The organism is Chryseobacterium sp. Tr-659 (genome assembly GCF_011752975.1).
GTDB lineage: Bacteria > Bacteroidota > Bacteroidia > Flavobacteriales > Weeksellaceae > Chryseobacterium.
Genome location: NZ_VWWP01000001.1, coordinates 83,745 through 97,887 on the forward strand (window position 1 = coordinate 83,745; position 14,143 = coordinate 97,887).

Here is a 14,143-nt window from a genome sequence, read left to right on the forward strand (position 1 = left end):
TTAGTTTTTATAGTTATATTTCATTTCCTTTACTATCTGACCATTAACATCTACTATTTTCTCAAGTCTGCCCGTAGAATCATATATATAACTGTCTCTAATTCCTGAAGGTGAAGTAATGCTTCTTATTCCAATTAATGGATCATAGGTATAGGTTGTGATCTGATAATTAGATAAAGAATTTCTAAAGGTATTCAAATCAGATAAAAATGAAGTCTCATCATTGTTTACAACAGCTAATGCATCTGTATTGGAAGCATTAACAATCAAGTCAATGAGTGACTGCTGAATATCTGCTAATTTAGCGCCTTCTATTTTCGCAATAGGCTGGCTCTTTTTGTATCCCCAGATAATGGATGTAGTTAACCCATTCTTATCTGTATACTGTGCTAAATTTCCTTTGGCATCATATTGATCATATGTGATTTCAGTTGTAGTATTCCCTATAAGATCCGTCACCAGAATTGAACTTGGATATATATGAGAAGAATTGTCATATATTATTTCATGCTTACTTATGGTTGTCCCATTTTTCTTCACTTCTGTTTCTACTGGCTCACTTATTATATTGGCTAGGATCAGTTTGTTGATTTGTTTATCAGTAGGATATTTATATTTAACCTCCATCAGGTTATTATCTGAGTATTTGACATTTTTATCGGATAAGAAGCATAGGCTGTTAAATGAATTATTTTCCAATGAGCTTATAATTGTATTGCTCGTGTTTTGATAATCTTTGACTGTGGAATCATTCATAAATACGTAATCTCCAGTAAATTTGCTGACTTCATAGCTTATTTTGCTAACCTCAGAATTTTCCGCAAGGAATATATCACTTGAACTAACTCCTAAAGAGTAAACATTTACGGGGGTGAATCCAGATGGATTAATTTGGTAATGGTTATCTATTTCTTTTAAAAGTATTCCGTTATTATCTTTCTCCTTGATATTTAAGATCAATCCTCTCATATAACTTTTATCCGGATGATGAATAGTAGGAGCAGGCCAAGTATCATATTTTGAGAAATATGGTGAAAAATACAACGGATCAAGAATGAACCCTCCATTGCTTACACCAGCATTTTTCCATGATTTTCCTACTTTATTATCATCAGGATTTGTGGAAAAAGCACTTAATGTATATTCTTTTTTTCCTTTGCCATCAGTCTCAGCAACTACTCTTGAATACCTTATCAGATCATCTGTGTACATGTATTTTGGACTAGAATATATAACCATATATCTACTTCTGTTGCCATTGTTTTCATTTACTGTAATCTTTTGAATTTCAGTCAGTCTTCCAGCTCCATTATTATTGAAAGAAGCAGCCACTTGAAGAAGTTCCGGATGGATCTCTCCGCTGGTCTGCCCATTAGGAAGAAGATATTTGTATGCAGTAGTAATTGGCAGGGATTGGCTATTTTCTTTTTTAATGATATTCTTAATACGAAGCCCGCCAGTTTTATTATTAGTGATATATGACGCTCCACCTGTATTAAAGTCGTTAAGTTCATATTCGTAAGATATACTCCCTTTGGTCGGATAAATAATTTTGGTAAGTATTCCTGCTTTTGTTCTGTTCTCAGAAGGTCTTCTATTGGCACCAGAATAATTATAGCCATAGGATGTGCTTATTACTTCTGGAACTAATGTCATTGCGGTATTATCATTGAAGTACCCCCAGAAGTCCTGTTGAAAAGCATTTCGAGAGGGAAGTGCTTCAGACATGTTATATTCAAAATCTGTTGAAGCAATCTGATCGTTTGATCTTCCTATTAATTTAAGAGTGTTTAGTTTTAATCTTTTACATGTATAATCATTGCAGGATCCTGTAAAATACGACTGGAGAAATTCCATTTTTGAAATTCTAGTATTATTAAAATCGTATTTTTCTACAGATGAAAGACTTTTTCTTTTGTTATTTCCATTCTGGCTCTGGTTAATATCCTGCCTTTCAAGTCCATTGTAAATAAGGGTGATTTTATTTTGATCTGATGTAGTGATCGCAGAAATTCTTTTTGGTGATTTCAGTTTAAAGTCTGTATTTCTAGGGAGTTCACGTTCTGTAAAACCTGGATCTCCTGAATATATAAAATAATTTGGTGGATTTATTGTGAATCCCCATCCAGGAAAGAATTTTTGCTTTATAAATGATTTTTCACTATAAATAAGATCAGGTAAGGTTTCGTACTTATAATCTATATAATCTCCACTTACACCTTCCATTTTACTTACATACCATTTAGAAGTATATTCATTAGCGTCAATCCCTTCATTCCTGTCAGGAGTATGGACTCCCCAACTGTCATCATGCTCTGGAGTAGTTTCCGTTTCGCTGTAGAGTTTTTCTGTATATTCAGGTGTATTCGGGAGAGTATAGACTACTCCCTCTGGAGTAGTGATAATCCATTTGTTATCTGTGGAACCAAAAGGTGACTTTATTTTTAATCCGGGAATATAGGGAATGGTAACAGGATTTCTATTCCCGTCAAAAACAAACTTACCCGAATATTTCCCTATTTTAAAGTAAAACTCATCAGGTTCGCCATCAACATTAAGAATTTGCCAACCTACTCCAAGCATAGCTGCCAAATCAGCAATAAGATATCCATTTGAGATATTAGGAGCGGGTCCAGCAACAGGCTGTGCGAGAAGCGAACGGAATTTATCAACATTAATATCATTCTTGATATTCATAGCAAGTCCTTGAATTGCCCCTCCAAGTGACTGATTATTATAGGGCGTTTCAGCCATTATGAAAGTTCCGTTATAAGGTGTTGCAAAAATTTTAGGATTCCAGTTGGCATAATCCAGCCAGCCATTGATGCTTTTCTGTTTATTTGGCATGGGAGTACTTATTGTACCTGCAACACCTACTGCTGCATTGGTATATATGCTAATGTCATCAGGAAAGCCATTAACTTTACGGGTAATATATCCTCCAGCTTGTACTTCCCACCCCAAACCTGCGTCTGAAGCAATGTCGTTTACTCTTATTCCTTTTCCCTTATCGTATATTAAAGTTACATTTTCGCTTAGGGATTTAGTTGAGATATCTGTAATGGCTAGTGATGGATTTATAGTTCCTGTACTCAAATCAACCTGCTGATCGGAAATTTTGAAGTCAGTTAGTCCACTAGCTTCTGGTTTGCTTACCTTAGGCCTGTTAGCATTTATGGTTTGCATGTCCAGCCAATAGGTCTGCGCTTTACAAAGGACTGCACTTGTTGTAAAAAACAAAAAAAATATTATACTTTTATTCATAGCTTTATTTTCTATTCTTATTTTTTGATTAGCTTAGCATTTGCTGTTTTATTCGTATCCGTCTTTATCGTAATTAAATAGGCTCCCTGTACCAAAGCCTGCGTATTAATCTTTGTCACTTTATTCTTTGTTTTCAGATTCTGGATCTGTCTTCCACTCATGTCATACAACAGAATATCTGCCTCTTTGAAATCAAAGCCGATTTCTACATACGCATAATCGGATACAGGGTTCGGGTAGATCTTAATATCATATTTTTCAATTAGCTGATCTACTTGTTTGTCTCCAAGCTTTACAATCTTCCAGTTTTCTTTGCCTAACTCTTCTGCACTCGTTCCTGCTAAAATGATGGAGCCATCACGGTTTAATTTTAAATCGGAAAGTCTTTCCTCCTTTTTTCTTGATTCTCCGGCGATGTGCTTTCTCCACTGTTCGTTTCCATTTTGGTCTAAATACAGCATCCAGAAGGTTTCATCATCTTTCTCTATTCTTCCTTCTGCCTGGGTATAACCTCCCAACAGAATACCTTTTGACCTCCGGCTTCCATCTTCCTGCTCCCCGCTGATCACATTCATTCCCATCAGGACATCTCGGTTCTTGAAGTTGTAGGATTTCTGCCACTGTTCTTCTCCTCTTTCGTTTAAGGAAATCAGCCAAAGGTCTGTGCCTTCTTCAATGCCTACTGTTTTATTGCCGGATCTTTCGGATCTGGATTCTCCTCCAACAAGGTAACCTGTTGAAGTTAATGCCAGTGTTCTTAGATGGTCATCTCCTTTGCCTCCGAAGTTCTTTTCCCATTCTACTTTGCCGTTTTTATCCAGTTTGATAATCCAGTAATCGCCTTCCCCGAAATTGCTGCTGACTTTGGAATGAGAGACAAGCTTCGCACTGCTTCCAGCATCCTGCTCCCCGCTTCCCGCCTTCACCTCAGAACTTCTGGAATAAACTCCCAGTAAGGCTCCGCCATCTTTTGTAGGAATCATCTTTTCGACTTCATCCAACCCTTTTCCGCCTAAAGTTAATTGAGAGAGCTCTTTTCCGTTTTTGTCGAGTCTTGTGATCCAGACATCTTTGGATCCATAGCCTTTTGAAGCGTTTTGTACATTACCGGCTACAAAAAATCCTAAGTCGGTGGTTTGAATAACAGCTCTGGCTTCTTCATCGGAAGGGGTTCCTAATGTTTTCTGCCATAATTCATCGCCGAATTCATTGATTCTGATCAGCCAGATATCGGAACCACCTTTGGATTCTTCTTTTTTATCTAATCCTTTTCCGGAGTAAGAGGTTCCGGCTAGTAGAAAGCCGCCATCCTGAGTGGTAACGGTGGCTGACAGGTAATCATGGTTAGATCCTGAGAAATATTTTTCCCAGGCCTGGTCTCCCTGCTGGTTGAGTTTAACTAAATGGAAATCGTAACCGTTGTTTGGTTTAGTTCCAGCCTCCTGCTTCCCTCTTCCTGACTGTATGGCGCTTCCGGTGATAAGATACTGCTGATCGATAGTGGTGGTGACCTGTGAAAGGAAATCCTGGGTAGAGGATTTGATATCTTTCTGCCAAACCACTTCCTGGGCACTTGCGCCCAAGACTGTACATAACGTAAATGCACAGAGATAGATTTTTTTCATTCCCGTGTTTATTTTGAGTTAATTATTATCAGTTCTTTTAAACGTTACGAATTTAATATTTTTTAATACGTAAAAATGTCTCACTATAAGGGAGTCTTATATGAGTTTTGTCACTTTTTAGTGTCTTGTTTTGTTGTGAAATGACTGAAAGAAAATAGTTGGTAAATTTAATTTTTGGACACAAAAACAAAAAAGAGAAGATGTAATTATTTAAAAATCAATAATTTACAAATTCTCTTTAGTTTAAAAAGTGGAGTTGGAGGGATTCGAACCCTCGTCCAAACAAGCAATACATAAGCTTTCTACATGCTTATTCTACTATTGGTTTTCGACTGGAGGCAGAGAGCAGACACCCAACTTCCAGCTTATCTTCTAAAATTTTCGTGCTTTAGCCGAAGCTTCTAAAGCCTTATTTCCGCATTCCTATATCCCAGAATCAAACGCCGCAGAACAGAGCATTTGTGGAATATCTTGCTTCCTTACTGAAATCTTCAGGAAAACGCTTGAATCTACTATACTTCGATTATTAAGCTGCAAGAGCGAACTCTTCGTTGCCAGTTAAAATTTTGCAGCAAGGGATTATAGAGATCGCGCTACGGTTCTCTGCATGCTTACTTACCCATTGGTCTTGCTGTCGAAACCAGTCAACCCCATGAATAAAGTGAATGCAAAGATAAAATATTTTGTTCAAATACCGTTCATACTGTTCATAGCTTTTTTAAATAATAATGTTCATGCAGAATTTTTAATTCAGTCAATAATAAAAATACCGATACATTGTACCGGTACTTTTAAATCTTACTCTCTGTTTTTTAAGAGTACCCAACCTGATAACTCCGTTGGCTTTTTTGTCCATCGGTCTTCCCATGATAATTTATACCAGTAAGTTCCGGTAGGTAATGCTCTACCGAGGTAGGTTCCGTTCCAGATAGGATCTTTTGAGGTGATTTTAAAAACGTTTTTGCCATACCTGTCAAATATACTGCCATCAAAGTTTCCGTATTTACTGATGATACTGAAGTCAAGATGATCATTAATACCATCGGAATTCGGAGTAATAACATTGGCAAGGAAAAAGGTGTAATATTCCGTACTGGAATAGCACGTTGCTCCCTTGCTTCGTACAGATACAGAATACTGTGTGTTTTTAAGCACATTATTGAAAACATTAGAAGAATGCCAGGTGACTTCTCCGTCAATAGAATATTCCATAGGAGTATTTCCATTGCTTTTTGCAATAATTGTTAAAACAGGATCTTTATATTGTACCTCCAGAATTTGTGGAGTTGGAATATAAGAAAGTGTTGCACTAAAAGTTTTAGAACAATATCCGTTGCTGATGATGACAGTATATGTATCTGCTATATCCACACTGATGGTTTGGGTGGTTGCGCCATTGCTCCATTTGTAAGTGTAATTAGGGCCGGAGCCGGCATCCAGAGTTGCCTTATCTCCTTTGCATACTTCAATATCTTGTAATGTTGAAGTGATTTCAGGAACAACTTTTATGGTGATGCTTGCTGTGGCAGTACAGCCGTTTGCGCCTGTGCCGGTTACCGAATAGGTAGTGTCTGATGTAGGAGTGACAGTTTGTGTATTTCCTGTTCCCGGAAGATTGGTCCATATATAGGTTGCTGCTCCGGCTGCAGTTATGATTACAGATTCACCTTTGCATATTGTAAGTTTAGGAGCTGAAAGTATAATAGTAGGAGCGGTTTTGTTTTCTATGACAGTGACAGAGGATTGTTGTACACATCCAAGTGGATTAGCACTGGTGATTTTTAGAGTATAAGTTCCGGGGCTGTTAATGATTGGAGTGAGAGTGTTACCTCCAGAAACGATATTTCCTCCACCGGATGCTGTCCATAAGAACGTAGCTCCTGGTTGGTAAATGGAGTTGGTGGCATTTAACGTGATTTGTGAAGTTGTACAAGTAATTGATGCTGGAGGATTGATATTGACAATAATGGATGGGTCCATTATTACAGTTATGGATTTTTGATACTGACATCCTATAGGAGTAGCCACTGTTACAGTATAAACTCCCGGAGCAGTAATTGTATTGGTAGCGGTATTTACACCATTAGACCAGGAAAAAGTATTTCCGGTGCCTGCAGCAGTTGCGGTAAGCGTAGTAGAAAGTCCCTGACAGAATGTGCTATTTCCTGTAATCTGAACATTGGGGTCAGTGCCGGCTGCAATAGTAATGCTGGCCGGATTGCTGGTGCAATTCCCGTTACTGCCTGTTAAAGTATATGTTCCGGGGGTATTAACGATGATGGATTGCGTTGTGGCACCCGTAGACCATAGATTTCCTGTTGGAAGGCTAGATGTTAAAGTGATACTATTGCCGTTACATAGTACATTTGAGGAAGTAGAAATAATAGGAGTAGGGAGCAGGCTTACAGAAAGTTGGAGTGTGGCAATCTTCGAACATGTGGACGATTTTATTCTCACATAGATAGTTGCATTTCCTGATGTATAGGCCTGTGGATTCGTAATGATATTTGAATTTCCTGCAATTGCGTCTGCTTGTAAAACATAATAATCAAAACTAACACCTGAAGTTGTACTGACAGCATTTTGGGAAGAAGTCAGATCAAAAGTTGCTGTTGATGAATTAGAGCATTGATTTAAACTGGAATTCTGAACCACGGGAACAATTCCCTGAGTAACAACGACTGATTTCTGATACTGACATCCTGCCGGTGTTTTTACCGTTACAGAGTAAGTGCCAGGTGCTGCAGCTGAAATGACAGGCGTTGTGACGCCTGTAGACCATACATAGCTGTTCCCGGTTCCGTTGGCTGAGGCGGTGAGCTGAGTGCTGGCTGACTCACAAAGAATCAGGTTTCCTGCAATCTGAACATTAGGATCATTTTCTGCTGTAATTGTTATGGTAGCAGGGGTGCTTGTACAGGTTCCGTTTGTGGTGGTCAGGGTATAGGTCCCGGGAGTTGTTACATTGATAGATTGTGCATTGCTTCCTGTGGACCAGGTATTTCCTGTAGTGTTGTTTGAGGTGAGTGTAATAGTTCCTCCTGAACATAAGGTTGTGGAGGAGGCGGTAATAGCAGATGTGATGCTTTTGTTCTTGAAAATAATGGCATTAGTCTGCCTGCAGGCATTAGCGGTATTGTTTGGATTGGCTGGGTCCTGATAGCTGATACTATAATAATAAGTATTTGTAGTATTTACAGTAATTGGAGTGGTGATAGGATTGCTTCCCGTTGTTGCATTATTGGCACTATTAAAATAGTTTACAGTGAAATTGGGATTTCCGTTGAGTATTCCTGCAGAGAGGGTACTAAAATCAAAAGAGGTCGTATTTCCGCAAATACTTATTTCTCTCGGTGAACCAGGAGTGGTTCCCGATGTTCCGGGAGGAATGAATGGATTAGGTGCATTAGAGGAGTTGTTGAAAGGGGACGCAAATGTTGCGGTTCCTCCCCACGTTAAATTGAATGTGTAAACAGTAGTTGACCAGTTGTCTATATATAAATAATAAGTTTGTCCGGCAAGTACATCCATGTATTTGCAGTATCTGGGGTTGCCAAGTCCACCAGGTACGGATGTAAGGGTGCTGGTCATATTCAATCCGGTTGCACCGAAATCTCCGGAAGCGTTACATCGGATTGGAGTCCCTCTGTTGGAGCAGGTTACATTAGGACCGTAAACGGCCCAGTCGTAATCCACAGGTCCGGTGGGAGTAATGTCAAAAGTAAGCGTGCCGCTGGTGGCTATAGTAAATTTATACCAGACAGAATGATTTTCATTAGAAAGGCATCCTCCAAGGTTTTCGTTAATATTTCCTATTCCTGATGGGGTATAGTTGATATTAGAATTTCCACATACAGTAACAGCGGAAATGCAGTCTTCCTGAGCGGCAAGAGACAGATAAAGTATTGCTGACAGAAAAATAAGTAATTTTTTTACCATATTCAATTTAAAAAGGAGTTGTTGTATTAAAGAAATGTTTTTAATTAAATGAGTTCATCCTGTTTTGATCAATAAAAGTGCTGTGAAAATGTTATGTTCTCATATTCAATTTTTTAATACTTTAAGCGTGTAAATTTAATCAAAATGTGAATAATTTAAAGTATTGTCTATTTATTTTATATGATTTATTGTTTTTGGTTTAAATAATAAATCTTTTTTACTTGTTTTGCTTTTTGATTATTATGTTTATAATGCTTTTTAATGAAATTAAAATTGAATATTGTGATTTTAAGTGATATAATTTTGTTGTTTAATGAAATTGTATTACTTTTGCAATCCAAAATGAGATGTAAAATATGTTAATAATTCCAGTAAAAGATGGTGAATCCATCGACAGAGCTTTAAAAAAATACAAGAGAAAATTTGATAAAACAGGTACAGTTCGTCAATTAAGAGCTAGACAACAGTTTATTAAGCCTTCTGTGACTTTAAGACAAGCTAGGCTAAAAGCTGCTTACAAACAAAGAGCACTTAGCAAAGAAGAACAGGCTTAAGATTTTTTCTTAACCATATATTAATTCACTTCTTAAATTCTTATATTTGAGGAGTGAATTTTTATTTTTATACCCATGATGCTGGAAAAGTTTTTAGAATACCTTCAATTCGAAAAAAGATATTCTCCTCACACCATTACAAGCTATAAAAAAGACCTTGAAGACTTTTCCTATTTCTACCTTCGAACAGAATCTTCCGAGAATTTAGCCAAAGCTGACAAGAAAATGATCAGAAATTTTATTGTTGAGCTGAGTGAAAACAATATTTCTAAAAGAAGTATTAACAGAAAACTATCTTCACTTCGAAGTTTTTTTCTTTTTCTCTTAAAAATAGGAGAAATTAAAGTTTCCCCCACAGAAGGAATCTCTTCCCTTAAGTTTTATGCTGAAAAACAGATCCCTATGTCCAAAGAAGAAATGGCGGATCTGAATGAAAAAGTATTTGAACAGGTGCATGACGTGCTTGAAAAATGCATTATGGAGGTGCTTTATCAGACCGGAATACGAAAAGCTGAACTTTGTGGCCTGATATTTGAGAATGTTGACTTAAACGGAAATGAATTAAAAGTCATTGGAAAAGGGAACAAAGAAAGAGTGATTCCCATCTCCGATGATCTGTCTGAACTTCTTAAAACCTATCAGGAAATAAGGAAACCGCAGACAGAATATAAATCATGTTTTTTTGTCAATAAGAAAGGGAAAAAACTCAGCGAAAAATTTGTTTATGTGGTAGTTAATAAGTACCTTAGTCTTATAACAACGAAAGAAAAAAAAAGTCCTCATATCCTACGGCATAGCTTTGCTACTCACGTGTTGGACAATGGGGCGGAGATCTCCAAAGTAAAAAAAATATTAGGGCATTCCAGTCTTGCCAGTACTCAGGTCTATACGAATGCTAATATTGAACAATTGAAAAAAGTGTTTAATCAAGCTCATCCTCGAGCATCAAAAAAAGAAGAATTATGAAGATTTCAGTACAATCCATTGGTTTAACTCCACACGAACCACTAGAATCACACATCGACAAAAAAGTAAGCAAATTAGATACCTTCTATGATAAAATTCAGGAGTGCAAGGTATTTTTGAAAGTAGAAAATAATGCTGATAAAGCAAATAAAACTGCCGAGATTATTTTAGCAGTTCCGGGAGATGATATTGTGGTTAAAAAGACAACAACAAGTTTTGAAGAAAGTCTGGATCTTTGCGTTGATACTGCTAAAAAGCTATTAATCAAGAAAAAAGAAATGGCATAGAAAAAAAAGTTAAAAAAAGTTCATAAAAAATTTGAGAATTCAAAAAATCCGTTCTATATTTGCACTCGCAAAAAAGGAACAGCGATCTTTTGAATTCTTTTTTATATTTGCCTCCATAGCTCAGTTGGCCAGAGCACGTGATTTGTAATCTCGGGGTCGTGGGTTCGAATCCCTCTGGAGGCTCATAAAATATAAACTTTTGGGGAGATTCCAGAGTGGCTAAATGGGACTGACTGTAACTCAGTTGCTTCGGCTTCGTAGGTTCGAATCCTGCTCTCCCCACTTTATATTTTTATAAAAAAAACTTGCAAGATTAAATAAGTTTTCTTAGTTTTGCACAGCGTTTACCAATGGTTTTGGAAATAAAATTGCGGAAGTAGCTCAGTTGGTAGAGCGTCAGCCTTCCAAGCTGAATGTCGCGGGTTCGACCCCCGTCTTCCGCTCAATAAAATCACACTTTTAGGGTGATTTTTTTTAACACTGAAATGTGTAGAGTAGAGTCTCTCTATCAGTTTCAGTCTTTTATTAAAATGCCTCCATAGCTCAGTTGGCCAGAGCACGTGATTTGTAATCTCGGGGTCGTGGGTTCGAATCCCTCTGGAGGCTCATTTTAATATAAAATATCTGGGGAGATTCCAGAGTGGCTAAATGGGACTGACTGTAACTCAGTTGCTTCGGCTTCGTAGGTTCGAATCCTGCTCTCCCCACATTTTATATTATAAAAAAAACTTGCAAGATTAAATAAGTTTTCTTAGTTTTGCACAGCGTTTACCAATAGTTTTGGAAACAAAATTGCGGAAGTAGCTCAGTTGGTAGAGCGTCAGCCTTCCAAGCTGAATGTCGCGGGTTCGACCCCCGTCTTCCGCTCAATAAAAATCACGCTCATTAGTGTGATTTTTTTAATTGATGCCGACTTAGCTCAGCGGTAGAGTGCTTCCTTGGTAAGGAAGAGGTCACGGGTTCAAGTCCCGTAGTTGGCTCTCGAATCTCCCGAATTTCTTTCGGGAATTTTTTTTATCCAAACTTTCATTCTATATAAAAACCGGAAGACTTCGGATATTTTGATCATACCTATCTCAAACAACAGCTAAGAAAATAAACTCTTTATTTCAATTGATCTATTCAGTGGTGATAAGGTTTTAGCTTGTTTTGAAAATTGAAAATTCATTATTCTGTTAAACTTATTGATCAAAAAATAAGTAGCAAACTTGTATTGTACCGGAATATAACTCTAAAATTTTAACCCCTGTCTGCATAACGTTTTAGAACTTTCGCTCCATTTTTAGGATCGTAATCCTAAAAATTTTCGTTAAATTCGTGTAAAATAAATTTTGATGAATATTCTTTTATTAGAAGATGATCTCATACTTTCTGCAGAACTTTGCAGATTTTTAGAATCAAATCATTTTAACTGTGATAAAATCTATGACGGGGAAACTTTTCTTCGCCAGATTAAAAATAATACTTACGATCTTTATCTTCTTGATATTAATGTTCCAAAAATAAATGGGCTGGATGTTTGCCAAACCATCCGTTCTTTTGATAAAAATACTCCAATCATTATCATCTCAGCTTATGGAGATATCTCAGATAAAAAAGATGCCTTTAACAGGCTGGCGGATGATTATCTGGTAAAGCCTTTTCAATTTGAAGAGCTGCTTCTAAGAATCAATTCTCTTTTGAGAAGAAAAACACCTTCCGACACCTCCGATCAGGATATCCTGAGAATTGATGATCTTATTATCAACAAAACAGAACAGAAAGTGTATCGTGGCGGGAATGAAATTACTCTTACACTAAAAGAATTTCAGCTTTTGGTTTATCTTGCGGAAGCACAGGGAAGAACGGTTTCCAAACAGCAGATTACAGAACATGTATGGGAGCATAACTTTAATACCAATACCAATACCGTGGAAGTATACATCAATTTTCTGCGAAAAAAAATTGATAAAGATTTTAAAATAAAACTGATCCATACACGTTCAGGTTTTGGATACTATCTAAGTCCATTATAATATAAATGTCTTTAAAGAGAAAGATTGCCTTAACGATAAGTATTGCCTTTTCACTGCTTTTTGGAATGGTGATGGCGGTTATTTATTTATCTTTTAACGATTTCAGAAGAGATGAATTTAAAGAGAGGTTCAGACAGAGGCTAGAGTTTACTACCCATTTTATTTCTAAATCCAAAGATTTTGAAGAAGAAGCACCTGTTTTCTTTAACGAAAATTCAGACAACATTCTTTTGAATGAAAAGATTTTAATTTTCAATGAGAAAAAAGAGCTTATCTACAGTACCATTAAAGATAGAAATGTGACCTGGGACAGCGCAATGCTGAAAGAGCTGGATAGAAAGAAAATTATTTATACGGAAAAAACTGTTCCGGAGATCTATGCTGCACTCAGAAACATCAATGGAGAGAACTATTACATTCTTACCAGTGCTTTTGATACCAATGGAAAATCAAAATTAGGATACCTTAAATATCTTTTGATTACAGCTTATGCGATGAGTACACTTCTTATCGGGTTTTTTAGTTATTACTTTGTGGAAAAGTTTCTTCGTCCTTTAGAAGATCTTAATAAAGAGATTTCAGAGGTTACAGCGCATAAACTGACTACACAAATTCCCGTTCAGCAGTCTAGCGATGAGGTCAGTGTTCTTGCACAATCTTTTAATACAATGATTGCAAGACTGGATGATGTTTTCCAGTCGCAAAAGGATTTTACAGCAAGTGCTTCCCATGAAATCAGAACGCCGATTACAAGAATGGCTTTTCAACTGGAAAATCTCATTAAATTTGAAGCACACTCTCCGGAAACTCTTTCCTCTTTACAGCAAATTCAACGGGATGTATACCAATTGTCTGATCTTACGAATTCATTGTTGCTGCTTACTAAATTTGATAAAGAAAATATTCAGACCATTTATGAAGAAGTAAGGATTGATGAAGTGATTTTTGAAGCTTTTGAAGGGGTGGAAAAAAGCTATCCCGATCTTAAACTTGATTTTTTAATTGCCGAAGACAGTTCTGAAAATGCTTTTCTTACCATTAAAGGGATTCAATCTTTATTGATCATCGTTTTTATTAATCTCTTTAAAAATGCTGCGGTATATTCGGATGATATCGAAGTGAAAGTATTGATTACTGAAACAAATGATAATCTTTCTGTAGAAGTTATCTCCCATGGGAATACCATTTCCGAAGTAGAACAAACTAAATTATTTGAAGCGTTTACAAGAGGAAATAATTCACAGAATATTGCAGGCTCAGGATTAGGGCTTAGAATTGTTAAAAGAATTCTGGAATACCATGATGCCGAAATTCTATACTCTTCTCCGGCAGACTACATCAACAGGTTTACCGTTATTTTTAAAAAATAAATTTCAACATTCTCTGTTCTAGAAAAATAACGCTCATTTTTTGTTAAACTCTAGATTAAATTTTATTCAAAAATTCAATAGATAGAGAAAAATTTTTATTTTATTTTTTGTTTTGTACTATCT

General features: G+C 36.6%; 8 protein-coding genes, 7 tRNA genes and 1 other RNA gene. 12 read left to right on the forward strand and 4 right to left on the reverse strand.

The genetic code is table 11. The features are described 5' to 3' along the window. The 4 genes from F3J23_RS00385 to F3J23_RS00400 all read right to left on the reverse strand — a co-directional run bounded on the left by F3J23_RS00385 (position 1) and on the right by F3J23_RS00400 (position 8,828). Positions 1 to 3,264 (reverse strand): RHS repeat protein, encoded by a 3,264-nt coding sequence (locus F3J23_RS00385; protein WP_167022453.1) that lies wholly within the window; start codon positions 3,262 to 3,264, stop codon positions 1 to 3. A 17-nt stretch (positions 3,265 to 3,281) separates the two neighbouring features. Further along, positions 3,282 to 4,889, reverse strand: a complete 1,608-nt coding sequence (locus F3J23_RS00390; RefSeq protein ID WP_167022456.1) for a T9SS type A sorting domain-containing protein — start codon at positions 4,887 to 4,889, stop codon at positions 3,282 to 3,284. Between the two features lie 248 nt (positions 4,890 to 5,137). Further along, positions 5,138 to 5,541, reverse strand: a transfer-messenger RNA (tmRNA) gene (gene ssrA / locus F3J23_RS00395). Positions 5,542 to 5,687: 146 nt separating this feature from the next. Continuing rightward, positions 5,688 to 8,828: a T9SS type B sorting domain-containing protein gene (locus F3J23_RS00400; RefSeq protein WP_167022459.1), complete on the reverse strand. Its 3,141-nt coding sequence runs from the start codon at positions 8,826 to 8,828 to the stop codon at positions 5,688 to 5,690. A gap of 356 nt (positions 8,829 to 9,184) precedes the next feature. Between F3J23_RS00400 and rpsU the strand changes: the two genes are divergently transcribed. From rpsU to F3J23_RS00460, 12 genes are all read left to right on the forward strand, one after another. After that, positions 9,185 to 9,382: a 30S ribosomal protein S21 gene (gene rpsU / locus F3J23_RS00405; protein ID WP_034687383.1), complete on the forward strand. Its 198-nt coding sequence runs from the start codon at positions 9,185 to 9,187 to the stop codon at positions 9,380 to 9,382. A gap of 78 nt (positions 9,383 to 9,460) precedes the next feature. Beyond that, the gene (locus tag F3J23_RS00410) at positions 9,461 to 10,348 is read left to right on the forward strand and encodes a tyrosine-type recombinase/integrase (protein WP_167024524.1); all 888 of its coding nucleotides are present in this window, start codon (positions 9,461 to 9,463) and stop codon (positions 10,346 to 10,348) included. Next, complete coding sequence (locus F3J23_RS00415) at positions 10,345 to 10,635, forward strand: HPF/RaiA family ribosome-associated protein (protein WP_167022462.1); 291 nt, start codon at positions 10,345 to 10,347, stop codon at positions 10,633 to 10,635. The genes F3J23_RS00410 and F3J23_RS00415 overlap by 4 nt, the downstream gene beginning before the upstream one ends. A 109-nt stretch (positions 10,636 to 10,744) precedes the next feature. After that, a tRNA-Thr gene (locus F3J23_RS00420) sits at positions 10,745 to 10,818 on the forward strand. Between the two features lie 18 nt (positions 10,819 to 10,836). Next, positions 10,837 to 10,917: transfer RNA gene (locus tag F3J23_RS00425), tRNA-Tyr, on the forward strand. An 88-nt stretch (positions 10,918 to 11,005) separates the two neighbouring features. Continuing rightward, a tRNA-Gly gene (locus F3J23_RS00430) sits at positions 11,006 to 11,078 on the forward strand. A gap of 89 nt (positions 11,079 to 11,167) precedes the next feature. After that, positions 11,168 to 11,241: transfer RNA gene (locus tag F3J23_RS00435), tRNA-Thr, on the forward strand. Positions 11,242 to 11,261: 20 nt separating this feature from the next. After that, a tRNA-Tyr gene (locus F3J23_RS00440) sits at positions 11,262 to 11,342 on the forward strand. A gap of 87 nt (positions 11,343 to 11,429) precedes the next feature. Beyond that, positions 11,430 to 11,502, forward strand: a tRNA-Gly gene (locus tag F3J23_RS00445). Positions 11,503 to 11,543: 41 nt separating this feature from the next. Then, positions 11,544 to 11,615 (forward strand) — tRNA-Thr (locus F3J23_RS00450). A 354-nt stretch (positions 11,616 to 11,969) separates the two neighbouring features. Next, complete coding sequence (locus F3J23_RS00455; RefSeq protein ID WP_167022465.1) at positions 11,970 to 12,650, forward strand: response regulator transcription factor; 681 nt, start codon at positions 11,970 to 11,972, stop codon at positions 12,648 to 12,650. 5 nt (positions 12,651 to 12,655) lie between these two features. Beyond that, entirely contained in the window at positions 12,656 to 14,020 is a 1,365-nt protein-coding gene (locus F3J23_RS00460; RefSeq protein ID WP_167022468.1) for an ATP-binding protein, read from the forward strand. Positions 14,021 to 14,143: the final 123 nt, after the last annotated feature.